General features: G+C 71.7%; 22 protein-coding genes and 1 pseudogene. 14 read left to right on the forward strand and 9 right to left on the reverse strand.

The genetic code is table 11. The features are described 5' to 3' along the window. Positions 1 to 2 precede the first annotated feature (2 nt). The gene (locus AB0F52_RS36250; RefSeq protein WP_360180747.1) at positions 3 to 383 is read left to right on the forward strand and encodes a hypothetical protein; all 381 of its coding nucleotides are present in this window, start codon (positions 3 to 5) and stop codon (positions 381 to 383) included. A gap of 11 nt (positions 384 to 394) precedes the next feature. Here AB0F52_RS36250 and AB0F52_RS36255 read toward each other — a convergent pair whose 3' ends face one another. Further along, on the reverse strand, positions 395 to 1,534 hold the full coding sequence (locus AB0F52_RS36255; RefSeq protein ID WP_360181121.1) for an MFS transporter: 1,140 nt from the start codon (positions 1,532 to 1,534) through the stop codon (positions 395 to 397). A gap of 231 nt (positions 1,535 to 1,765) precedes the next feature. On the opposite strand from AB0F52_RS36255, the gene AB0F52_RS36260 reads away from it, so the two are divergent. The 3 genes from AB0F52_RS36260 (at position 1,766) to AB0F52_RS36270 (ending at position 4,751) form a co-directional block, all read left to right on the forward strand. Next, positions 1,766 to 3,244, forward strand: coding sequence for a DHA2 family efflux MFS transporter permease subunit (locus AB0F52_RS36260; RefSeq protein WP_360180749.1), 1,479 nt, complete (start codon positions 1,766 to 1,768; stop codon positions 3,242 to 3,244). Further along, positions 3,225 to 3,824, forward strand: a complete 600-nt coding sequence (locus AB0F52_RS36265) for a TetR family transcriptional regulator (protein WP_360180751.1) — start codon at positions 3,225 to 3,227, stop codon at positions 3,822 to 3,824. The genes AB0F52_RS36260 and AB0F52_RS36265 overlap by 20 nt, the downstream gene beginning before the upstream one ends. A 396-nt stretch (positions 3,825 to 4,220) precedes the next feature. Then, positions 4,221 to 4,751 carry a hypothetical protein gene (locus AB0F52_RS36270; RefSeq protein WP_360180753.1) on the forward strand — a complete coding sequence of 177 codons (531 nt, stop codon included), beginning with the start codon at positions 4,221 to 4,223 and terminating at the stop codon, positions 4,749 to 4,751. A gap of 144 nt (positions 4,752 to 4,895) precedes the next feature. On the opposite strand, the gene AB0F52_RS36275 is transcribed toward AB0F52_RS36270, so the two are convergent. Continuing rightward, the gene (locus tag AB0F52_RS36275) at positions 4,896 to 5,948 is read right to left on the reverse strand and encodes an alpha/beta hydrolase (protein ID WP_360180755.1); all 1,053 of its coding nucleotides are present in this window, start codon (positions 5,946 to 5,948) and stop codon (positions 4,896 to 4,898) included. A gap of 127 nt (positions 5,949 to 6,075) precedes the next feature. Here AB0F52_RS36275 and AB0F52_RS36280 point away from each other — a divergent pair, with 127 nt between their 5' ends. From AB0F52_RS36280 to AB0F52_RS36295, 4 genes are all read left to right on the forward strand, one after another. Continuing rightward, positions 6,076 to 6,648: an NAD(P)H-dependent oxidoreductase gene (locus AB0F52_RS36280; protein WP_360180757.1), complete on the forward strand. Its 573-nt coding sequence runs from the start codon at positions 6,076 to 6,078 to the stop codon at positions 6,646 to 6,648. A gap of 195 nt (positions 6,649 to 6,843) precedes the next feature. Continuing rightward, the gene (locus AB0F52_RS36285; protein ID WP_013230586.1) at positions 6,844 to 7,266 is read left to right on the forward strand and encodes an organic hydroperoxide resistance protein; all 423 of its coding nucleotides are present in this window, start codon (positions 6,844 to 6,846) and stop codon (positions 7,264 to 7,266) included. Positions 7,267 to 7,309: 43 nt separating this feature from the next. Further along, positions 7,310 to 7,786: a DNA starvation/stationary phase protection protein gene (locus tag AB0F52_RS36290; protein ID WP_013230585.1), complete on the forward strand. Its 477-nt coding sequence runs from the start codon at positions 7,310 to 7,312 to the stop codon at positions 7,784 to 7,786. 72 nt (positions 7,787 to 7,858) lie between these two features. Then, positions 7,859 to 9,307 carry a glutamate decarboxylase gene (locus tag AB0F52_RS36295; RefSeq protein WP_360180760.1) on the forward strand — a complete coding sequence of 483 codons (1,449 nt, stop codon included), beginning with the start codon at positions 7,859 to 7,861 and terminating at the stop codon, positions 9,305 to 9,307. A 150-nt stretch (positions 9,308 to 9,457) separates the two neighbouring features. On the opposite strand, the pseudogene AB0F52_RS36300 reads toward AB0F52_RS36295, so the two are convergent. Beyond that, positions 9,458 to 9,559: pseudogene (locus AB0F52_RS36300) on the reverse strand (IS5/IS1182 family transposase); the annotation flags it as partial. A 210-nt stretch (positions 9,560 to 9,769) separates the two neighbouring features. Between AB0F52_RS36300 and AB0F52_RS36305 the strand changes: the two are divergent. Beyond that, positions 9,770 to 10,396, forward strand: coding sequence for a TIGR03085 family metal-binding protein (locus tag AB0F52_RS36305; RefSeq protein ID WP_360180761.1), 627 nt, complete (start codon positions 9,770 to 9,772; stop codon positions 10,394 to 10,396). Here AB0F52_RS36305 and AB0F52_RS36310 read toward each other — a convergent pair. The 5 genes from AB0F52_RS36310 to AB0F52_RS36330 are packed head-to-tail and all read right to left on the reverse strand — an operon-like array spanning position 10,362 to position 16,411. Continuing rightward, a complete protein-coding gene (locus AB0F52_RS36310) occupies positions 10,362 to 11,084 on the reverse strand; it encodes a hypothetical protein (protein ID WP_360180763.1) in 723 nt (240 codons plus the stop codon). The two genes, AB0F52_RS36305 and AB0F52_RS36310, sit on opposite strands and share 35 nt — an antisense overlap. Continuing rightward, positions 11,081 to 12,892 carry a carbamoyltransferase C-terminal domain-containing protein gene (locus tag AB0F52_RS36315; RefSeq protein ID WP_360180765.1) on the reverse strand — a complete coding sequence of 604 codons (1,812 nt, stop codon included), beginning with the start codon at positions 12,890 to 12,892 and terminating at the stop codon, positions 11,081 to 11,083. The genes AB0F52_RS36310 and AB0F52_RS36315 overlap by 4 nt, the downstream gene beginning before the upstream one ends. Positions 12,893 to 12,918: 26 nt before the next feature. Then, a complete protein-coding gene (locus AB0F52_RS36320; protein ID WP_360180767.1) occupies positions 12,919 to 14,166 on the reverse strand; it encodes a hypothetical protein in 1,248 nt (415 codons plus the stop codon). Next, positions 14,163 to 15,404: an ATP-grasp domain-containing protein gene (locus AB0F52_RS36325; protein WP_360180769.1), complete on the reverse strand. Its 1,242-nt coding sequence runs from the start codon at positions 15,402 to 15,404 to the stop codon at positions 14,163 to 14,165. The genes AB0F52_RS36320 and AB0F52_RS36325 overlap by 4 nt, the downstream gene beginning before the upstream one ends. After that, on the reverse strand, positions 15,401 to 16,411 hold the full coding sequence (locus tag AB0F52_RS36330) for a glycosyltransferase family 2 protein (RefSeq protein ID WP_360180771.1): 1,011 nt from the start codon (positions 16,409 to 16,411) through the stop codon (positions 15,401 to 15,403). Before AB0F52_RS36330 ends, AB0F52_RS36325 begins: the two co-directional genes overlap by 4 nt. Positions 16,412 to 16,732: 321 nt before the next feature. On the opposite strand from AB0F52_RS36330, the gene AB0F52_RS36335 reads away from it, so the two are divergent. From AB0F52_RS36335 to AB0F52_RS36355, 5 genes are read left to right on the forward strand one after another with little or no spacing between them, the layout of a single operon-like run. Continuing rightward, positions 16,733 to 17,440, forward strand: a complete 708-nt coding sequence (locus tag AB0F52_RS36335) for a hypothetical protein (RefSeq protein ID WP_360181124.1) — start codon at positions 16,733 to 16,735, stop codon at positions 17,438 to 17,440. After that, positions 17,437 to 18,477, forward strand: a complete 1,041-nt coding sequence (locus tag AB0F52_RS36340) for a GNAT family N-acetyltransferase (RefSeq protein ID WP_360180773.1) — start codon at positions 17,437 to 17,439, stop codon at positions 18,475 to 18,477. Before AB0F52_RS36335 ends, AB0F52_RS36340 begins: the two co-directional genes overlap by 4 nt. Positions 18,478 to 18,503: 26 nt before the next feature. Next, positions 18,504 to 19,541 (forward strand): hypothetical protein, encoded by a 1,038-nt coding sequence (locus AB0F52_RS36345; RefSeq protein ID WP_360181127.1) that lies wholly within the window; start codon positions 18,504 to 18,506, stop codon positions 19,539 to 19,541. Then, a complete protein-coding gene (locus tag AB0F52_RS36350; protein ID WP_360180774.1) occupies positions 19,538 to 20,557 on the forward strand; it encodes a GNAT family N-acetyltransferase in 1,020 nt (339 codons plus the stop codon). Before AB0F52_RS36345 ends, AB0F52_RS36350 begins: the two co-directional genes overlap by 4 nt. A gap of 32 nt (positions 20,558 to 20,589) precedes the next feature. Beyond that, positions 20,590 to 20,775 carry a tautomerase family protein gene (locus AB0F52_RS36355; RefSeq protein ID WP_176174273.1) on the forward strand — a complete coding sequence of 62 codons (186 nt, stop codon included), beginning with the start codon at positions 20,590 to 20,592 and terminating at the stop codon, positions 20,773 to 20,775. A 37-nt stretch (positions 20,776 to 20,812) separates the two neighbouring features. Here the strand turns inward: AB0F52_RS36355 and AB0F52_RS36360 are convergent, their stop codons facing one another. Continuing rightward, positions 20,813 to 22,663: a prolyl oligopeptidase family serine peptidase gene (locus AB0F52_RS36360; protein WP_360180776.1), complete on the reverse strand. Its 1,851-nt coding sequence runs from the start codon at positions 22,661 to 22,663 to the stop codon at positions 20,813 to 20,815. Between the last annotated feature and the right edge of the window lie 17 nt (positions 22,664 to 22,680).

The following is a 22,680-nucleotide window of genomic DNA, read 5'->3' on the forward strand; positions in this document are numbered from 1 at the left end:
CCATGACGAGGGGTGGAACGACGGCCGCGTTGCTGGCCGGGATCGCACTGCTGCTGGGCGGGTGCACCGAGGTCGGCAACGCGGTCGACCAGGGGGGCAGGACGGCGGACAAGGTCGCGGCGTGCGCCGAGGCGCTCGGGCTCGCCGACCTGAACCCCCTGGTCGACCCGGCCAAGCTGAAGGCACGTGCCGAGGACAAGGAGAAGCGGCTGCGCGAGCTCGCGGGTGACGTCCAGGACCAGGACGTCAAGAACGCGCTGCTCGGCATGGCCGACTCCTACGTCCAGGTGCAGAAGGAACGCATCGAGGACGCCGGCGTCGTCGCCCAGTGGGTGCAGCGCAACGTGGTCAAGCTCGACGCGCTCCGCGCCGCCTGCGGCTAGCGAAACCCGGCTCAGTCGGGACTGACCGCCAGCGCTGGTTCCGCGGCGGTGGCCGGGGCCCGGCGGCGGAGCAGGCCGGCCGAGGCGATCACCAGGCCGCCGACCCCGGCCGCCACGAAACCCCATTCCGGGCTCGAGTGGTCGATCGCGAAGCCGACCACCGGGCCGCCCACGGCCAGGCCGAGCCGGGTGAACGCGTCCTGCAGGCCCATCGCCTCGCCCCGGACCTGGGGCGGGGCGATCCGGGTGACCGTCTCGGTCGTGGCCGACAGCGTCGGCGCGCACATCAGGTTGGTCGGGATCAGCGCCAGCATCAGCAGCCACCACGGGTGGTCCGCCAGGCCGACCGGGATCACCAGCACCGCGAGCAGCAGCATCAGCACGCCCTGCGGCAGCGACCGCTTCACCACGCCGTGCACGATGCCGCCGGTGATCGATGCCGTGCACATCACCGCGATGACCAGGCCGGTCACGCCGAGCTCGCCGTTGGCGCGCAGGGCCGCCAGCGTCGCCAGTTCGGTGCCGACGAGCACGAACAACGTGCCGCCCGCGATCAGCAGCGTCCCCACCAGCCGGCCGGTGAGCCAGCTCCGCAGCGGCGGCCGCGGGCCGAGTTCGTCCGCCTTGCCGGCGCCCTCGCGGATCGGCGGGTCGACGAGCCAGATCAGGAACGCGGTGCCGCCGAACAGCACGCCGAGCGCGGTCAGCGTCCACATCGGGGAGAACGCCGTGATGGCCGCGATGCCGGCCGCGGGGCCGATCATGAACGTCGCTTCGATCGAGATGGTGTCGAGCGAGTAGGCCGCGCGGCGCTGCTCGGGCGGCACGAGCGTGGCCAGGGCCTGCCGGGCCAGCGAGCCCGCCGGCACCGAAAGCATCCCGGCCGGGACCGCGACCACGGCGAGCGCCTCGAACGGCAGGTGCGGCGCGGCGATCCAGAACACGGTCGTGCCGAACCCGCAGATCGCGACGACCGGGCGCAGCCCGTACCGGTCGAAGCAGCGGCCGAGCATCGGCGCGCCGAGCGCCATCCCGAGCGTGACGCCGCCGCCGACCAGCCCGGCGGCGCCGTAGCCGCGGCCGAGCCCGGTGACGATGTACAGCGTCATCAGCACGCCGTTCATGGTCATCGGAAGGCGTGCCAGGAACATCAGGGCCATCGTCGACGGGACGCGGGGGACGGAGAGCACCCGGCGGTAGGGCTGCAGCGGCACGTCCTCGATGAGAACCCAAGGTGGTACGTCCGTGCAACATATTTCCCGGCCGTTCCCCCTGGTGCCGGAAAATTATGAGAGCTACTCTCACTTGGTAGTCACTATCAATTGGGGGTCGCTATGACTCAAGGACATCCACGCAGGTGGTGGGCGCTCGGTGCGCTCGCGGTGAGCCTGCTGACCATCGGCCTCGACCTCACGGTGCTCAACGTCGCCGTGCCGACGCTGGCCGTCGACCTCGCCGCCACGACCACGCAGCTGCAGTGGTTCGGCAACGCCTACACGCTGGCGCTGGCCGCGCTGCTGCTGCCCGCGGGCCTGCTCGGCGACCGGTTCGGCCCGAAGAAACTGCTGCTCGGAGCCCTTGCGGTGTTCGGGCTGGCCTCGCTGTGGTGCGCCTACGCCGGTTCGCCGGGCGAGCTGATCGCCGCCCGTGTCGCACTCGGCGCCGGGGCCGCGTTCCTCATCCCGCTGTCGCTCTCGCTGCTGAACGTCCTGTTCCCGCCGGAGGAGCGGGCGAAGGCGCTGACGACCTGGGTGATGGCGATGTTCGCCGGCATCCCGCTCGGGCCGCTGCTCGGCGGCTGGCTGCTCGACCACTTCGCGTGGGGCTCGGTGTTCCTCATCAACGTCCCGATGACCGCGATCGGCGTCGCCGCGGTGCTGTTCCTCCTGCCCCGCACGCCGGGTTCCGGACGCGGCGCGATCGACTACACCGGCATCGCGCTCTCGGCGGCCGGGCTGCTCGCGCTCACCTACGGGTTCGTCCACGCCGGCGAGCACGGCTGGGCCGATCCGGTGACGTACGGCCTGATCGGGCTGGGTGCCGCACTGGTGGCGGTGTTCTGCTGGGCGCAGACGCGGGTGGCCGCGCCCCTCACCGACCTCGCGCTGTTCCGCGAGCCGCGGTTCGTCTGGGGCGCGGTGCTGGCCACGGTGGCGTCGTTCGCGCTGATGGGCCTGTTGTTCGTGCTGCCGCAGCTGTTCCAGGCGGTGCAGGGCGCCGACGCGCTGCAGACCGGCGTGCGGCTGCTGCCGCTGATCGGCGGGATGCTGGTGTCGGCGAAGCTCGCCGAGCGGCTGGTCGCCGCCCTGGGCGTGCGCGGGGTCGTCACGGGCGGGTTCGTGCTGCTCGCGGCCGGGCTGGCGTGGGGCTCGACGACGTCGCCGTCGGGCGGCTACGGCGCCACCGTGGGCTGGGAGCTCGTGATCGGGCTGGGCACCGGCGCCACGCTCCCGCCGCTGATGACGATGGCCATGGGCGCGCTCACCGAAGGCCGCTCGGGGGCCGGTTCGGCGCTGATCCAGGTGCTGCGCCAGGTCGGCGGCACCATCGGCGTCGCGGTGCTCGGCACGGTGCTCAACAGCGGCTACCGCGACGGCGTCGACGTGCGGGGCCTGCCCGCGCCGGTCGCCGACGCGGTGCGGGGCAGCGCCTCGGCCGCGGTCGCCGTCGCGGAGCGGCTCCACCGGCCCGAGCTCGCCGCGTCCGCGCGGGCCGCGTTCACCGGCGGCATGGCCGCGACGCTGTGGGTGTGCACCGGCCTCGGTGTCGCCGGAGCGCTGCTCGCGCTGGTGTTCCTGCCCGGCCGGGCGGCGGCGGGAGCGCAGCCGCGAGAATCGGAGCATGACGTCGTCGCCATCTGAGCCCACGGGACTGCGGGAGCGGAAGAAGGCCAAGACGCGCGCCGCGATCCAGCGGCACGCGTTGCGGCTGTTCCACGAGCAGGGCTACAGCGCCACGACGGTCGACCAGATCGCGGCCGCGGCGGAGATCTCGCCCAGCACCTTCTTCCGGTACTTCCCGACGAAGGAGGCGACGGTGCTCTACGACCCGTTCGACCCGGTGCTCATCGAGGCCGCGCTGGCGCAGCCGCCCGAACTAAGCCCCGCGGCCGCGCTGCGGGCCACCGCGGACACCATCCGCGCGCAGATCCCCGCCGAGGAGTGGGAGCGGGAACGCCAGCGGCAGGTGCTCGTGTTCCGGGAGCCCGAGCTCCGCACCGCGGTGATGGACAAGTTCGCGGAGGGGATCGACCTGCTGGCCGGGATGGCCGCGCGCCGCACCGGCCGGTCGGCGGACGAGTTCGAGGTCCGCAACTGGGCGGGGGCGGTGGTCGGGGTGGTCTTGGCCGCGTTCGCCGGGGCCGCGGCGGACCCCGGCGCCGACACCCTGGTGATCCTCGACAAGGCGCTGGCTCACCTGGAAGCGGGCCTGCCGCTCTGATCGGGCACCCATTCCGGAATTGGTTTCGCATTTTCCCGTCCACCTCGGGGGAACCGTGTGGGTGGCGGGGCGAGCGTGGGGGACGCCCCATCTGGAGCAGTCGAGACGCGCGGTCCGACGGAGTGATGAAGCTAATTGATCACTGTTTACACTCGTGTGGGTTACCGAAACGTTCCATAGTGGACGGATGCTACCAGCAGTGATCCTCGGAATCGGTCATGATGATCTTCAGGGGGACGGGCGAGGTTTCGGGGTTAATCCAATGCGGGCCAGTTCGCCTCATTCAGATCCGGCACGTAAGGGTGTTAAACGTCCCGAATCGGTGATCGAGTGGCTTATCTCCGACACGGGGGGTATCGATTTACCCCGTCAGGTCTCGATGCCAGGAGGTAAAGAATGAAAGCCAAGTTCGGGCGAGTCATCGCCCTGGTGGCTGCCGGCAGTCTGCTGGCGGTGGCGACGGCGGGGATCGCGTCGGCGAGCCAGGGAGGGGGCAAGGGTTCCTCCAGCACCCAGGCCCTCGCCGCGCAGGTGCTCCAGATGCGTGACGACCTCACCAAGGTGGCCTACGCGGGCGACGTCGGTGCCACGCGGACGGACCTCGGTCAGCTGAGCCCGGTGCTCGCGGACATCGCGGCCGGCAAGCGTTACACGGTCCAGACCGAGACCGGGCAGCTGGCGGGCCTGGCCAAGGGGCGTGCCGACGAGTCCACCCGGCTGCTGGCCGACCCGACGGCGAAGGCGCGCCAGCTGCCGCCGCTGCCGTTGCCGATCCCGTCGCTGCCCGATCTGCCCGGCCCGCTGAAGATCGTCAGCGACCTGGTGAAGGCGCTGCTCGCGGCCGTCACCGGCATCCTGGGCGGGCTGCTCGGCGGGCTGCCGGTGCCGCCGCTGCCCCTCCCGGTGCCGCCGCTGCCGGGGTCGTAACCACCGAAGGAAACCGGGGGCCCGGAGCCCGGCCGCGGACATTTCTCCGCGCCGGGCTCCGGCGCGTTCGCCGCTTGATGCGGTGAATGACTCATTCCTGACGTCCGAAGCCAGGAATGAGTCATTCACTGCGGCTGGGCCGGGTTAGTGCACTTTGGACAATCCCTGCCGCAGGGCCCCCGCCATCTCCGCCAGCGCTTCCCGGAACCGGGTACCCACGCCGGTGAAGTTGATGAACCCGTGGATCAGGTCTTCGTGCCGGCGCAGCGCCACCTCGACCCCCGCCTCGCGCAGCTTCTCCGCGTACGCCTCCCCTTCGTCGCGCAACGGGTCGAACCCCGCCGTGACGATCAAGGCCGGCGGCAGGCCGCTCAGGTCGTCCGCGCGCAACGGCGAGAGCCGCGGGTCGGTCAGGTCGGTGCCTTCGGGCACGTAGTGGCCCTCGAACCACTTCATGTGCACGTCGGTCAGGAACAGGTTCTCGGCGAACAGGTCCTGCGAGCGGTAGCGCCGCGCGAAGTCCGTCGCCGGGTAGATCAGCAGCTGGAACGCCGGGACCGGGCCGCCGCGGCGGACGGCCTGCTGGGCCGTCACGGCGGCGAGGTTGCCGCCCGCGCTGTCGCCGCCGACCGCGATCCGCGCCGGGTCGGCACCCAGGTCGCCCGCCTTCGCCACCGCGTAGTCGAACGCCGCCAGCGCGTCTTCCGTCGCCGCCGGGAACGGGAACTCCGGGGCCAGCCGGTACTCGATCGACAGCACCCGCACCCCGGCGTGCTTGGCCAGGAAGCGGACGGCGTTGTCGTGGCTCGCGCGGGTGCCGATCACCCAGCCGCCGCCGTGGAAGAACACCAGCAATGGCGACTCCTCGGGCAGTCCCACCGGCGTGTACAGCGTTGCCGGCACGTCCCCGTCCGGAGTCGGAACGGCGATTTCGCGCACCGAAACGGGCTCGATCGGCTTGCCGCTGACCAGGTGCCTGGCGGCGTCGAGCAGCGTGCGTGACTGCTCGACCGACCCGCGCACCAGCTCGGCTCGAGCGATCCTCTGGAGCCGGAGGAGAAGCTGGGCGTCGAGCGCGAGGTCCTGGCCGTCGATGCGGACGGTCCGGCCCGCGGCGGCCCGCCGCACCGGCGTGGGCAGCCAGAACGCCAGCTGTGACGCTGCCGCTTGGGCACGGACCGGGAGCGGGATCGCCATGGTTCCTCCATCAGCCTCGGGACTGCGGGTCAGGTTACTTGCCAGTAGGTAGCTGGTCCAGGTGTGACCAGGACCTCCGTCCCAGACTCTGGTCCTCCAGTTAAGTCGAGGGGTTAGCCTGGAAAACGTGACTTCAGCCAGGACGGTCAACGTGCTCGGGATCGGCGGCTCTCTGCGTGAGGGCTCCCAGTCCGAACGCGCGCTGAAGATCGCGCTCGACGGCGCGGCCGAAGCGGGCGTCCGGACCCGGCTGATCACCGGCCCGGAACTCGTGCTGCCGTTCTACGACGCCGGCGTCCCGGAGCGCGACGAGCGTGCCACCCGGCTGGTGGCGGCCATCCGGGAGGCGGACGGGCTCATCGTCGTCTCGCCGGGCTACCACGGCGCGCTGTCCGGCCTGGTCAAGAACGCCCTGGACTACGTCGAGGACCTGCGGGAGGACCGCCGCCCCTACCTGGACGGCCGCGCGGTCGGCCTCGCCGCCGTCGCGTACGGCTGGCAGGCCGCGGTGACCACGCTCGAGCAGCTCCGCACGATCACGCACGCCCTGCGCGGCTGGGCCACTCCGCTGGGCGGCTCGATCAACTCGGCCGAGACCAAGTTCGACGAGGCCGGCGGGGCCTCCGACGAGAAGAGCGTCCGCACCCTTCGCCTGATCGGGCGACAGGTCGCGGAATTCGCGGTGACGCGCACCGCATGAGGATTTCGGGGGTTCCGGGTGGCGGAGCCCCCGGCCGGGGCGGAGCCCCGATGGACACAGACGTTTCTCCCGGGGGCGGCCGGGTAAGCCATCCACGTGATGCCTGCCATGTGGGGGCACTGTTCCGCGGGTGCGGGATGTTGTGCCCAGTGAGACGCTCGCTGTGGAGCGTCCGCGACAGAAGGCAGGCTGAGCATGGGTCAGGCGATCTACACCGCGGTGGCAACGGCGCGCGGCGACGGCCGCAACGGCGAAGTGACGTCGTCCGACGGCGTCATCGACGAGTCGCTGGCCATCCCGAAGGAGATGGGCGGCCCCGGTGGGGACAAGACCAACCCCGAGCAGCTGTTCGCCGCCGGCTACTCGGCCTGCTTCCACAGCGCGCTGCAGCTGGTCGCGCGTCAGGCCAAGGTCCCGCTGAACGGCTCGACGGTGACCGCGGAGGTCAGCGTGCTCAAGCAGGAGGTCGGGTTCGGCCTCGGCGTCGCGCTGAACGTCTCGCTGCCGGGCCTCGACCAGGCCCAGGCCGACCAGCTGGTCGAGCAGGCGCACCAGGTGTGCCCCTACTCCAACGCGACCCGCGGCAACATCGAGGTCGCGCTCTCCGCCACCGTCTGACCCCCGACCACTCCGCACGAGTCCGAGGAAAGGATCACGCCAGATGAGCAAGTCTCCGATCAAGAGCCCGCTTTCCGAGGCCGACAAGGAGATCACCGGCAACGCCCTCCAGGCGACGCTGGTCGACCTGGTCGACCTGTCCCTCATCGCGAAGCAGGCGCACTGGAACGTCGTCGGCTCGAACTTCCGCAGTGCGCACCTGCAGCTCGACGAGCTCGTGAACACCGCGCGCCAGTACGTCGACGAGGTCGCCGAGCGCGCCAACGCCATCGGCATCTCGCCGAACGGCAAGGCGAAGACCGTCGTCGAGAGCTCGGGCGTGCCCGAGTACCCGGACAACTGGCAGTCGGTCGAGGCCACGGTCGCCGCGATCGTCGACATCCTGGCCGCGCTCATCGAGCGGCTGCGCCAGCGCATCGACGAGACCGACAAGAGCGACCTCGTCACGCAGGACCTGTTGATCGAGATCACCCGGGCGCTGGAAGAGGCGCACTGGATGTGGCAGGCCCAGCAGGCCTGATTTTCCCACCAAAGGGGCCGTTCCGGATGGAGCGGCCCCTTTCGTGCGCCCGGGCCCAGTACGTTCGGTGGCATGGTCTTGCATCAGGGGAAAGCCGGCCGCCCGGACCGCACGGCCGGGACGAACCCGCTCTACGCCGGGGCGAACCCGGCGCTCGCGGCGGGCTTCGTCATGCCGCACGACAAGCTGCGCGAGGACTCGCTGCCGCCGGACACCGCGCTGCAGCTCGTGCGCGACGAGCTGATGCTGGACGGCAACGCGCGGCTCAACCTCGCCACGTTCGTCACGACGTGGATGGAGCCGCAGGCCCGCGAGCTGATGGCCGAGTGCGTCGACAAGAACATGATCGACAAGGACGAGTACCCGCAGACGGCCGAGCTGGAGCGGCGCTGCGTGAACATCCTGGCCGACCTGTGGCACGCGCCCGACCCGGCCGACATCATGGGCTGCTCGACGACCGGGTCGTCGGAAGCGTGCATGCTCGCCGGGATGGCGCTGAAACGGCGCTGGTCCAAGCTCGACCGCGTCTCTTCAGGGGGTCCGGGTGGCGGAGCCCCCGGCCCGGGCGAAGCCCGGATGTCACAGCCCGGGAAGCCGAACCTGGTGATGGGCGCGAACGTCCAGGTGTGCTGGGAGAAGTTCTGCGAGTACTGGGAGGTCGAGCCGCGGCTGGTCCCGATGGACGGCGACCGGTACCACCTCACCGCCGACGAAGCCGTGGCCCGCTGCGACGAGAACACGATCGGCGTGGTGGCGATCCTGGGCTCGACGTTCGACGGCAGCTACGAGCCGGTCGCGGAGATCGTCGCCGCCCTGGACTCGCTGGAAGAGCGCACCGGCTGGGACATCCCGGTGCACGTCGACGGCGCTTCGGGCGCGATGATCGCCCCGTTCCTCGACCCGGACCTGGAGTGGGACTTCCGCCTGCCGCGCGTGGCGTCGATCAACACGTCGGGCCACAAGTACGGGCTGGTGTACCCGGGCGTCGGCTGGGTGATCTGGCGCGACAAGGCCGCACTGCCGTCCGAGCTGGTGTTCAACGTGAACTACCTCGGCGGCGACATGCCGACGTTCGCGTTGAACTTCTCCCGTCCGGGCGCCGAGGTCGCGGCCCAGTACTACACGTTCGTCCGGCTCGGCCGGGAAGGGTTCCGCGCGGTGCAGCAGGCTTCGCGTGACGTCGCCGTTCACTTGTCGTCCGGGATCGCTTCGCTCGGGCCGTTCTCCTTGCTGACCCGAGGTGATCAGCTGCCGGTGTTCGCGTTCACCACCCGCCCGGACGTCGGCTTCGACGTCTTCGACGTGTCCCGCCGGCTGCGTGAGCGGGGCTGGCTGGTCCCGGCGTACACGTTCCCCGAGAACCGGACGGACCTGGCGGTGCTGCGGATCGTGGTCCGCAACGGCTTCACGCACGACCTGGCGGACCTGCTGCTGGCCGATTTGAAGCGGGTGCTCCCGGAGTTGGAGCAGCTGGGCGGCCGCCCGAAGGACCCGGCGAAGGCGACGGCGTTCCACCACTAGCTCGTAGCTGACAATGCTTTGGTCGGGTGATCACTGGCCGGCAGGTTCGGACACGGTCGGGTCTTGTGCGAGCCCGACCGCGCCCATCCCGCGGCCTCGCAGGTGGCGCATCAGATGGAGGAACATCGGCGCGTCGCCGGCCTGGCGGGGCCCGACCAACGTCACCAGTGGCCGGCCGTTGCCGTCGACGAGGTGGTGCACTTTGGTGCTCCAGCCGCCGCGGGAGCGGCCGATCGCGTGGTCAGGCGGCTCGGTCAGCATCGCCCGCGCATCCGATAACGGGCGGCCACGCTTACCGGTACGGACCGGCAGCAAGTCATCGATCAACGCCCACTGAGCATCCGAGAGCCACTGAAACCTCGACACGACCAGCAGATCTCAGCAACCGGCCTCGACCTTTGTCAGACAGCCCTAGCTCACATCCCGTCGCCAGGGCGGCTACCGACGGGTAGCGTCGACGTCATGGGTGTCGCTGCTGACGAACGCCGGGCGCTGAGTGCGCTCTTCGAAGATCTCGGGCCGGACGCGCCGACGTTGTGCGAGGGCTGGACCACGCGGGACCTCGCCGCGCACCTCGTCGTGCGCGAACACCGGGCGGATGCCGCTCCCGGCATCATCGTGCCCGCGTTCGCCGGGTACACCAAGAAGGTGCAGGACCGGTACGCCGCGAAACCCTGGGCGAACCTGGTCGAGCAGGTGCGGAGCGGCCCGTCGAAGTTCTGGCCCACCGCGATCGGCCCGCTCGACGAGCTCACCAACACCGCCGAGTTTCTCGTCCACCACGAGGACGTCCGGCGCGCGCAGGACGGCTGGGAACCGCGGCCCGCGGACCCCACCCGGGACGCCGCCGCCTGGCGCGCGGCCAAGCAGGGCGCCAAGCTCAACCTTCGCAAGGCCCCTGTCGGCGTGACGCTCAAGACGCGCGACGGCCGCGAGGCCGCCGTGAAGACCGGGCCGGACCCGGTCACCGTGGTCGGCGACCCCGTCGACCTGCTGCTGTTCGTGTTCGGCCGCGACGCCGTCACCCTGGACTTCGAGGGCGACGCGGCCGCCGTCACGAAGCTGCAGGCCGCGAACCGCGGACTCTGACCGTCACCCACCGCCCGACCGGCAGCGCGACCACGACCGCGGCCAGCACCAGGTGCACGGCCATGAACGCGACCGCGGCCGGGATGCTCGGCGGCCCGCCGAGGAACACGATCATGTGCGACGCCCACTTCAGCTCGGTGGGCTTCGTGCCGGCCGACCAGACGTCGTTGAGCGCCCAGAACGTCAGGTCGTTGACGCCGGAGATGACCACCAGGATCGACGCGACACCCACCTTGAGCACGTTCGCCGTCCGGCCGCCGCCGAGGCGGTAGGCCAGCAGCGCGAACAGCACGATGAACGTCGTCACGAACAGCTCGAACTGGTACACCGGCTGGAACGCGTCGTCGTTCGTGGGCGCCTCCCGGGCGAACTGCTGGACCCGCATCACCAGCTCCGTGTCCAAATAGGACATGTAGACGAACACGGCGAACACGATCAGCGCGGGCCCGAACTTGCCGCGCGGGAACAGCGACACGGTCAGCACCGCGAAGACGAACGGGCACAGCTTGAACGCCCAGTCGCCGACGTTGTCCAGCGTCTGGTCCGGCGGCAGCACCACCATGATCAGCAAGGCGGTGACCACGGCCGGGACGGCGGCGGCCAGCCACAGCCACCGCCGTTGCCGGTACAGCGCGCCGACCCAGCCCCGGCCGGGGGTGACCGGGGCTGGTGCCGAGGTCGTCGTCATTCTTCCTCCAGCTGCGGCTTCTCGACCCAGAACGGGCCGAGCGCCAGCGCGTCGACGTCGGTCTTCAGGTAGCAGGCGATGGCGTCCTGCGGGCTGGCCACGATCGGCTCGTTGTTGTCGTTGAACGACGTGTTGACCACCATCGGCACGCCGGTGAGCTTCTCGAACTCGCTGATCATCCGGTAGTACAGCGGATTGTCCTCCTGGCTGACGGTCTGCACCCGCGCGGTCCCGTCGACGTGGGTGATCGCGGGGACCTCGGCGCGCTTGTCCGGCAGGACGTCGAACACCAGCAGCATCACCGGCGACGGGTAGTCGCTGACGAAGTACTCGCCCGCGCGTTCGGCCAGGCACGACGGCGCGAACGGGCGGAACGCCTCGCGGTGCTTGACCTTCTCGTTCATCCGGGTCTTCGACTCGGGGTCGCGCGGGTCGGCGACGAGGGAGCGGTTGCCGAGCGCCCGCGGCCCGCACTCCATCCGGCCCTGCACCCAGCCGACGATGCGCCCCTCCGCCACCTTCGCCGCCGTGTGCGCGGCGATGTCGGCGACGCGCGTGTACTGGACTCCGGCGTCCTGCAGCGCCACTTCCATCTCGGCCTCGGTGTAGTCCGGACCGGTGTAGGTGTAGCCGGCTCGCGGCCGCGGGCGGTGGTACTTGCCGACCGAGACCTCGAGCGCGGCCCCGAGCGCGCAGCCGTCGTCGGCGGCCGCGGGCTGGGCGAAGAAGTCCTCGAACGGCGTCTCCAGCAGGATGCGGCCGTTCATGACGCTGTTCAGCGCGACGCCGCCGGCGACGCACAGCCGCTTCGAGCCGGTCTCGCGCTGCAGCCACCGCGCGAGGTGCAGGCCGGCTTCCTCCAGCGTCACCTGGAGGGCGTAGGCGATGTCGCAGTAGTGCTGCGGCACCGGGTTCTCCGCCGTCACGCGGGTCTTCGGCCGCGCCGGGCCGAAGGTGTCGGTGAACTTCTTCGCCATCACGTGCTTGCCGGTCCGGTGGTGGCCGAACCAGCTCAGGTCCAGCTCGAAGCCGCCGTCGTCGTCGAGGTGGATCAGCTGCTTGAACGCGTCGACGTAGGTGTCCTCGCCCAGCGGGGCGAGTCCCATGATCTTGCCCTCGTCGCGAGTCGGGTAGAAGCCGAGGTAGCCGGTGACGCCGGCGTACATCGCGCCGAGGGAGTGCGGGAACTTGATGCGCCGCAGGTCGGCGATCCGGTCGCCGCGACCGTGCGCGAGGTACGTGGCCGTGCCGTCGCTGCCGATGCCGTCGAACGTGAGCACGGCCGACTCGTCCCACGGCGAGATGAAGTAGCCGCTGGCCGCGTGCGCGCGGTGGTGGTCGACCAGGTGCGTCTTGAACTTCGTCGGGCCGGTCCACTCCGCGGCGTCCTTGACGTCCTGCGCGAGGGTGTAGGACCGCTTGATGTGCGCCAGGACCGCGCCGCCGACGTGGTAGTCGTCGCTGCCCGAGCCACCGCCGGTCTTGAACGTGTCCACCATCCCCGCCGACTTGCCGCCCTCGTCGCCGTTGTCGTTGCGGAAGACGTCCAGGGTGCCCGGGAAGTACCGCGCGAACACCTTGGCCGCGTGGATGCCTTCCTTCCAGCGCTGCCAGTAGTAGGCGACGTGGTCGACGTCGGCGAGGGTGATCCCGCCGCGGTCGAGGCAGAACTTGATGGCCTCGGCGGGGAAGCCGCCGTCGTGCTTGACGCGGGTGAAGCGTTCTTCTTCGGCGAAGGCGATGATCTCGCCGTCGCGCACGAGTGCCGCGGCCGAGTCGTGGACCCTGCTGATGCCCAGTACGTACATGACTTCCTTCTCCCCTTGTGCAGACATCAGTGACGGCGGATCAGGCGCCGCAGGACGGCGGCCTTGACCGTGAGTGCGAGGACGAGCGCGGCGAACCCGCCCACCGGCCCGAGCGGCGGGACGAGCAGGGCCGCGGCGACGGCGGTCGCGGCCAGTGAGACGACGGCGGCGCCCGACGTCAGCGTCAGCACCTTGCTGTTGGTGTTTTCGACGAGGAAGCTCGCGTAGATCCCGGTCGCGTACAACGCCGTCTCGACGAGCACGAGCACCCCGAGCACGATGTAGCTGTCGGCCGTGAGCACCGCCCGTGCCGACGGCACGGCGAGACCGGCGGCCAGCAGCACCGCGAACGCGATCCCGCCGCGCTCGACCAGCTTCAGCAGCTCGGCCGCACGGGCCCGGCCGGCCGCCGCGCCGGTACCGCGCATCCGCCACGACGCCGTCGGCTGGTGCACCCTCAGCTGGTAGAACAGCAGCGAGCAGAACGCGCTCGAAACCAGCAGGGCCAGGTAGAACGGGCCGCTTTCGGTGGTCCGCCCGGACAGCGCGAACACGCCGAACACCACCGACGTCGCGAGCACGTCGAGCACTTCGGTCAGGCCGAGCAGGACCGTGCTGCGCCCGAACGCGGGCAGCAGCCGGTGCCCCGGCAGGCCCCCGCCGCGCAGCCACGGCCGGGGCAGCAGGGCGGCCGAAACCCCGAGGATCACCAGGAGACCGCCGAGCAGCATCGCCAGGTGCGCCCCGGGCGGCCACCGCACCGCCCACGTCACGCAGGTGACGACGGCGACCACGGCCGAACCGGCGGTGAACGCCACCGCGTCCAAAGTGGACTTTCCGCGCAGCCGGTGCAGACCGGACACGGTCATCAGCAGCCCGCCGGAGATCGACCACGCCGCCGCCGTCAGGTACAGCGCCGCGTCCGACCGCGGTGCCACCACGAGGGCGACGGCCATGGCGGCCAGCACCACCAGCACCGGCACCGCGGCGAGCCGGACCGCGAGCGCGGCGACCGCGTCCCGGGTCAGCCGCAGCCGCGGGAGGGCCTTGAGCGCGGACTTCTCCGCCGCGCCCGGGATGAAGTTCAGCCAGGTCACCAGGCCGAGCGCGGTCGCGAACCGCCCGTAGTCGCGGGCGCCCCACGCGGTGATCAGGACGAGCCCCATCAGCTGGACCGACAGCCGGAACGCGCCCCGGCCGGCGAGCAGCCGCAGCACCACCGCCGGCCGTGGCGGCGCCACGGCCGGTGCGGCGGTGACCGAGGAGCCCGTCACGGCAGCGGTACCGCCATGTCCTGCTCGTGGAGCAGGAACTTCAGCGTGCCGCGCACGGCGTTCTCCGCGGTGAGCAGCTCGGGCACCGAGCCGGCGGTGAGCACGACGTACCCCAGCTTGTGCCCCGCCTGCTCGTACGGCCGGACGAACGAACCCTCGTCGGCGAACAGGTGGAGCCCGACCACTCCGGGCATGGCGCGCACGTCCTCGGCACCGTCCACCCGGGACAGGTGCCCGCCGCGGTCGGACGCGAGGACGTGCACCAGCGTCGGCTTCGGTTCGTGCAGCTCCAGCCGCACCTCGTCACCGGTCGCGGTGGCGATCCCGGCGCCGATCAGGTCGGCGCCGTGGCACTGCGCGATCGCTTCCGCGAGCCCGTTCCCGCCCATGCGCGCGCCCATCTCGACCAGGTACAGCTGCCCGTCCCGGCCGAGCACGGCGTCCAGCGTGAGCGGCCCGCTCCGGTAGCCGAGCTCGGTGCAGATCAGGTCGAGGGCTTCGACCAGCTGGAGTTCGGCGTCCGCCGGCAGCTCGGCGGGCAGCAGGTGCGACGACGTCACGAAGAACGGCGGCGGGGTGAGCGTTCGTTCGGTGACGGCGTGGAAGACGACCCGGCCGCCGACGACCAGCGCCTCGATCGTGAAGTGGGAGCCGTCGAGGTGTTCCTCGACGACCAGCCGTCCGGAGGGGGAGAACGCGAGCGACTCGGTGAACGCCGCGGTCAACCGGCCCGGACCGGGGCAGGAGACGACCCCGCGGCTGCCGGAGGAGTCGACCGGCTTGACCAGGGCGGGGAACCGCAGCTGCTGGGCCGCGTGGACCAGTTCCGGCCCGGGGCGGCCGCTGACGCTGCGGTAGCCCGGCAGGCCGAGGTGGTCGCAGAGGGCGCGGAACACGGACTTGTCGGTCGACGCTTCGACCGCGGCCACGGGCAGCGGGTCCGGCATGCCCCAGTGCCGGGTCAGCCACGCCAGGGCGGGCAGCCCGACGTCGCTGGCCGGGCTCAGCACGCCGGCGAGGTCACGGCGGCCGTCGAGCGCGGCCGCGATCTGCTCGGGTGCGCGCACGCTGACCTGCAGGAACTCGTCCGCGTACGCCACCGCCGGCGCACCCGGCCGGACGTCGACGCAGAGCGTGCGGAACCCCAGTTCCCGCGCGCGCTCGTAGGTGCTGACCGAACCGTCCGCGCCCCCCAGGATCACCAGGGTTCTCGCCGGGTCGTTGTTCGAACTCGTCACGCTGAAACGCCTTTCCCCAGTTGCACATCGATGAGCCGGGGACCCGCCGGGTCCGCCGAGGTGAAGAGCCGGTCGTCCGCGTCGACGACGACGTTCGCTTCCCGGACGTAGAACTGCCGGGGCCGCGGCTGCCCCGCGCCGACCACGACGAGGTAGCGCACGGTCAGCGACAGGACGACCAGGAGCACGCTGAGCAGCGCGAACAGCAGCGCGGCCGTGGCGCTCGCGCCGAGCAGCCCGAAGGTGGCCGCGCCGGCGGCCAGTACGCCGAGCCCGCCGGCGATCAGGGCCGTCACGGACGCCGCCGTCGTCAGTCTTCTGGTGAAGCCGACGAACAGCTCGATGGCGTGCGAAGCCAGGAAGCCGAAGCCCACCTTCGACTCGCCGCGCTCCCGGGCCCGGTGCGCCACCTGGACGCAGGTGTACCGGCTGGTCAGCCGGGGGACCGTGGCCAGGAAGTACGGCGTGCCGAGCCGCAGGTCGACGATCTTCCGGGCCAGCTCGGCGCGGACCAGCCGGAACGCCGTGGCCCCCGGGGGGATCTCGATGCGCAGCACGCGCCGGCCGAGGAAGTGGAACGCGGCGGTGCCCCAGCGCCGCAGCCGCGGGTCCTGGCGGTTGGTGCGGACGCCGAACACCGCGTCGTTGCCCTGCTCGGCCGCCGCGATCAGCTTCTCCGCCTCGGCGGCGGGGAACTGCTGGTCGGCGTCGACGTGCAGGATCCACGGCTTCGCCGCATACCGGTAACCGGCCGAGAAGGCGGCCTCGAACCCGAAGTTGCGGGAAAAGGACAGATAGCGCACGCGCGGGTCGCCGGCCGCCAGTGAACGGATCACTTCCAGTGACCCGTCAGTGCTCCCGTCGTCGACGTAAAACAGTTCCAGCGGGTAGTGGCCTAGTTCGTTGGTTATTTCCCGATAGGACGGTTCGAGGTTTTCAACTTCGTTGAAGCACGGAATGACTACGCTGAGTCCACTTTGGGTTGGTCCAGGGAAAGTCCTGGTCATCGACGGCGCCTGGCGCGCAGGGCCGGTCTCGTGGTCATTCGGTCACCGAACGTGGTATTACTACTCATGAATCCCCCAGTGGATCCGGTAAGGCGGCTTGCCTGTCTGTGCGACCTGCGAGTTATAAGCAGAAAAGCATCCGCTTGGGGACGGCTTCGGCGGGAATTCCTCCTTTCAGCCCAGGGAGGAAGTCGCGACTTTAGGGCATTCGGTCTGTTCTTCCGCGAAGTTGCTTCCCAAACCCGACCGGATGGCTCAGACTCCTGCGCCATGGGGAATCCGGGGGTGTCCTTGGTGTGGCGTGCCGCCTATCGGCGGGCGGTGCGGTCGGCGTTCGCCACAGTGCCGTTCTACCGCGAGCGCTGGGCGCTCGACGGCCGGGAGGACCCGGTCGTCGTGCCCGGTCGCACCGGGACGAACGGTGGCGCGGCGCCCCTCGCGGAAGCCGTGCACAAACTCGTCGACCTCGTCCCGCTCGCCGGCGGCGCGTCCCGGCCCGATCCCGTGCGCGGGCTCGGCCGGGTGCTGCGGACGGCACGGGCTCCCGGGCCCGGCAGCCTGGTCGTCCTGCTCGGACCGGACGACCTGCGGCCGCCGGCCGACCTGCCGAAGGGGGTGCGCGGCTGCGTCGCGGACCCGGACGGGCCGAACGCGTCGGTGCTTCGCGAGCTGACGGCCGCCCTGCACCGGGGGCACCGCGTGCTCGTGGTCGGTGACGACAAGGCCATCGCCGCGTTCCCCGGGGACGACCGCGTCGAGGCCGTGCCGCACCGCGAACTCGACTCGCTGGACAGCGGTCCCTACGGCGTGCTGCACGACCCGGTGCTCGGGTACCTCGGCGCACTGGGGAACTGCGGTCGCTGGCACCTCGACTGGCCGCACGTCTACGCCCGGCCGACGGACGGCGGGCTCGCCTTCACCTTGCTGCGCCAGGATTCCCCGCGGTTCGTGGACATCCTCCCGGCCGGCGGGGTGCGCGGCGAGATCGCTCCCTGCCCGCGCCACGGCACCCCGGTCGTCCTCACATGAGGTTCGAGTTCCACGATCCCCGCGTGGACCCGGCCCCCGCGGGCTGGGCGGACTTCTTCCGGACCGCACGGCTGCACCCGGTCTGGGACTACGAGCTGCTGGGCCTCGAAGCGTGGGGCGCGCGCAACCCGCAGCGGATCGCCGTCGCGACGGACGGCGGCGAGGTCGTGGCCGGGCTGTCCGTCCTGGTCTGCTACCCGCGGGTGGCTCCGCGGTTCGCGCCCGCGCCGGGACGGCGATCGCTGCGGCCGTTCTGGGCCGAGGTGTTCCTGCCGTGGCTGAGCGGCTACCCGGGCATCGTGTTCGCACCGGGCTTCCCGGCGGGCGACCGGGCCGCGCTGCTCCGGGAGTTCGAACGGGCGCTGCGGCGCCACCTCGGGGCCGGCCTGCTCGGCGTCCTGTACCGCGCGATCGACGAGGAGTTCGCGGGGCACACGGCGGGCCGGGGTCGCCTGGTCCGGCTCGCGCAGCCCACGGCCGTGCTGGAGAACCGGTTCGAGTCCGAAGAGGACTGGCTCAAGACGCTCCCCGGTGCCCGGCGCTCCAGTCTGCGACGGCGGCGCCGCCGGATAGCCGAAGACCCGGAGCTGGTCGTCCGCGGGGGCCCCGGCCGCGACGACGTCGACGGCGCCGAGGTCGCCGCCTTGGTCAAGGCGCACCGGGAGCGCTACGGGAAGCTGCCGCTGGACACGCGCACGGTCCCGTCGGCGGGCTTCCTGCACCGGTTCGTCCGGCGGCCGGACGTGCACACGCTCACCTACGCCGACCCCAGCGGCCGGCTGCTCGCGGTGAACACCCTGCTCGACCACCCGGACAGCCCCTGCATGCAGCACTGGGCGGCGCTGCCGCTGGACGAGCGCGGCCGGGGTTCGGGCCTGTACTTCGATTCCTACGTCCGCGCGGTGCGGTTCATGACGCAGCGCGGGGCGAAGGAGCTGTCGGCGGGCCGCGGGATGAACGAGCTCAAGGAGGAGCTGGGGTTCCTGCCGCGCAAGCTGTACGCGGCCGCGGCACCGAGGCCGGTGCTCGGCCGGTGACGGCTCCCGCTTCGACGACGTCGGTCGTGGACGTCCACGACCCCCGGACCGATCCGCCGCCCGAGGGGTGGGCCGGCTTCCGCGGCCGCTGCCTGCCGCCCGTGTGGGATTACGAGCTGCTGCGCCGCGAGGCGTGGCTGGCGAAGAACCCGCCGGTGCTCGCGGTCGTCCGGCGGGGCGCCCGGGTCGTCGGCGCGCTGTCGGTGATGGTGTGCCGCGGCTGGGGTTCGCGGGAGTTCGCGCCGGTGTCCGGTGGCCGGTTCCCGCTGCGCTGGGCCGAGGTCTACCTCCCGCTGCTGAGCGGCTATCCCGCGTGCGTCTTCGATGACGACGTCGATGCGCCTTCGCGGCGCGAGGCGATCCGCGAGTTCGAACGGGCACTGCGGCAGTACGTCGGAGCCGGCCTGCTCGGGGTGGTCTACCGGGCGATGAACCCGGAGCTGGTGCCGGCGCTGGCGGGCCGCGGCCGGATCAGCCGCGAGATCGATCCGGCCGCCGTGCTGCGCAACACGTATGCCACGCCGGCCGAGTGGGAGGCGTCGCTGAGCCCCGAGGTCCGGCGGTACCTGCACGCCGACGTCGCCACCGAAGCGGCGTTCGGGCGCACCGACCTCGACCCGCACGAGCTGGCGGTGCTCCTCAACGCCCACCGCGCCCGGCAGGACGAACGCGCGTGGGCGGGTGGCCAGCGCTCGCGTGTCGGCGGGTTGCACCTGGACACCCGCAGCCCGATCGCGTCCGGGTACCTCGACGCGCTCGTCCGGCGGCCGGACGTGCTGACCCGCACCTACCGCGACGGCGCCGGGCGGCTGCTCGGCTTCAACACGATGATCGACCACGAGAGCGGCTGCGCGGTCCACCACTGGGCGGCGCGGCCGAGCGCGGCCGGTGGGCGGAAGGGTCTCTATGTCGACTGTTACGCGAAGTGCGTGGCGCACATGATCGCCGCCCGCCGGCCGGAGCTGACCGCGGGCCGGGCCATGCTGCCCGAGAAGTCCGCGTTGGGCTTCGGCACGCGGAGCCTGTTCTCGGTGGCCGTGCCCCGGCCGGTGCTGGGCCGATGATCGACGTCCTCGACCCGCGCCACGACCCGGAACCGGCGTACTGGACGGCGTTGCGCGAGCGAGCCGGGCTCCGGGCGGACTGGAGCTGGGAGGTCCTTGTCACCCAGGCCTGGGCCGCGCGGACCCCGCAGCCGATCACCGTGTTCCGGGACGGGGACCGGCCGTGCGGGGTGGTCAGCGCCGCGTGGGTGACCGGCCGCACCCGGCGGAACCGCTTCGCGGGTGCGGGCCGGGGCCGCGTGGGCGGTCTCGACGTCCGGGGGCCCGGCGCGAGCTCCCAACCCGGCTGGTGGTTCGCGGACGACGACGCCGACGGCGGCGTGCGGCGGCTGCTCGAAACGTACGTCCCGGCGATGCGGGCCGCGCTCGGGCCGGGGTTCGGCGGGCTGCTGCTGCGGCAGGTCGGGGAGGCGGGGCAGGACGCCGTCTCCGGCCGGTTCCGGCTGGTTCGGCGGACCGAGGACATCGCCGTGCTCGACATCACGGACTTCGGCTCCCGCGACGACTGGATGAACTCCCTGGCCCGGAAGCGGAAGCAGAACCTGCGCAAGATCTTCCGCACCTTCGACGCCGATCCGTCGGTCGAGGTGCGGCTCGTGCCGGGGAAGGACGCCGATCCGGTCGCCGTCGCGGAGGTCCTCCGGGTGAACGAGCGCAAGCACCGCGACGTGCCGATCGTGCCGCTGCCGCACTTCACCGGTTACCTGACGGCGCTGCTGCGCCAGCCCGACGTCGCGGTGATCGAATACCGGGACACGCGCACCGGCCGGCTGATCGCCCTGGCGACGTTGTTCGACCACCCGGCGCACCCGATCGCCCGGCACTGGGGTGCGCTCCGGCCGGAGGACGGCGGCCGGCCCAACCTGTACTTCCACTTCTACGGCGAAGCGGTGCGCTGGGCGATCGAGAACGGACGCACGTCCCTGGTGTTCGGGAAGAAGATGGCCGAGATGAAGGCGTCGCTGGGCGCGCGGCTCGTACCCCAGTACGCGGCCGCCATCCCGGCGTGGTGCTAGCTTCCGGGCGTCGCCTACCCGCAGGAGCCGCCATGCCGATGATCAGCGTTGCCATGTTCCCCGGCCGTACGCCGGCCCAGAAGAGCGCCCTGGTCCGGGAGCTGACCGACGCCTTCATCCGCACCTGCGGCGGCAAGCCCGAAGGTGTCCAGGTGACGCTCGTCGAGATCGGTGCCGACCACTGGGCCACCGGCGGCGTCCTGCACTCCGAACGCTGAGCCGCCGGGAGACCGGGCAGGTCTCCCGGCGGGTGCGTCAGCGCAGGCCGAGGGCCCGCAGCGCGAAGTGGACCTCGATCGACGTCTGCTTGATCGTCTCGGCGATCACCAGCGAGCCGTGCCCCGCGTCGTAGCGGTAGAACTCGTGGTGCAGGTCGCGGCCGCCGAGCCGGTCGAGGTAGTTCTCGATCTGGCGGATCGGGCAACGCGGGTCGTTGTCGCCCGCCAGCACGAGCACCGGCGCCGTCACGGCGTCGACGTACGTGATCGGCGAGCACTCCCGGTACACCGCGGGCACGTCCTCCGGCGAGCCGCCGAAGAGCGCGCGGTCGAACGAGCGCAGCTGCTCCATCTCGTCCTCGTACGCGGCGACGTAGTCCGCCACCGGCACCCCGGCGACGCCCGCCGCCCACCGCGACGGCTGCGTGCCGAGCGCGAGCAGGGACAGGTAGCCGCCCCACGAAGCGCCGTTCACGACGCACTTCGCCGGGTCGGCGAGTCCACTTTGGATGGCCCAGTCGTGGACCGCGGCGACGTCTTCCAGCTCGGTCAGGCCGGGCCGGCCCTCGATGGCGTCGCGCCAGGCCGAGCCGTACCCGGTCGAGCCGCGGTAGTTGACCTCGACCACGGCGAACCCGGCGTCGAGCCAGGTCGCGCGGTAGGCGGAGAAGCGGTCCTCGTCCGCCGCGTGCGGGCCGCCGTGCAGGGAGAACACCGTGGGCAGCGGACCGTCCGGCGCGCCCGAAGGCCGGGAGACGAGCGCGTGGATCCGGCCGCCGACGCCTTCGACGAACGCGTCGGTCACCGGCTCCGACCCCGGCGCCCGCTCGCCCGGCGGCTCGAGCAGGATCGCGTCGGTGCCGTCGGTGGTCCGCGCGCGCACGGCGGTCGGCTCGGCGGCGCTGGACCACGAGTACTCGACCGTGCCGTCCGGGCGGACGCCCGCGCCGCCGATCCGGCCGGCCGGAGTGTCCACTGAGGATAGTTCGGCCGTGTCAAGGTCGTAGCGGTACAACGAACTGCGGCCCTCGTGGAAGTGGACCACGAGCAGGGCACGCGCGTCCGGGTACCAGCCCGCGACGACCTCGCCGGGCAGGTCCAGCTCGATTTCGGTTTCGGTGCCGGCCCGGACGTCCCAGACCAGCAGCTCCTCGCGACCTCGGCGTTCGTGCAGCACCAGCAGGCGCTGGTCGCCGGGCAGCGGCGAGAACTCCAGCGCGGAGAGGCCCTTGCCCTCGCCGTCCCACAGCTCGGCGACCGTCCCGAACCCGTCGGTCGCGAGCACCCGCAGCGCCGGGTGGCGCGAATCGCCGTGCTCGGAGTGCGAGATGGCGATCAGGCTCTCGTCGCGGGACAGGGACGCGATGCCGGCGTCGTCCGGGTGGCTGTAGAAGCGGCGCGTCTCGCCGCCGATCCGGGCGAACAGCTCGCTGCCGTCGTCGGTCGAGACGCCGATCGCGACCAGGCGCGTGCCGATCTCGAGGCCGGCCGGGTAGCCGTCGTGGACGTCCGGCACGGCCTTCTCCGGCTTGCTGCCCTCGGTCGCGGCGAACGGCTCGCGGACCCAGGAACCGAACTCGTCGCCGTCGGTGTCGTCGAACCACCAGATCCACTCGCCGTCCGGGGACGGCGTCGAGTGCAGGGTGCCGTTGGGCCGGTCGGTGACGCGGCGGTGCTCGTCCGTCGCGCGGTTCCAGGCGTAAACCTCCCAGACGCCGCTGGCGTTGGAGACGTAAACATTGGCTTCGGAGGCGTCGCGGGCCCACTCGGGCACGGAGATGCGCGGGGCGTGGAAGCGGGCGCGCCAGCGGGCTTCGGCTTCGGCGTCGTCGAACAGCCGGTCCGGGACCACCGCGGGCGGGAATTGCTTGGCTGACTGCGTGCTCACCCCTCGATCCTGCCACC

It is taken from the genome of Amycolatopsis sp. NPDC024027 (assembly GCF_040638975.1).
In the GTDB taxonomy this organism is placed as follows: domain Bacteria; phylum Actinomycetota; class Actinomycetes; order Mycobacteriales; family Pseudonocardiaceae; genus Amycolatopsis.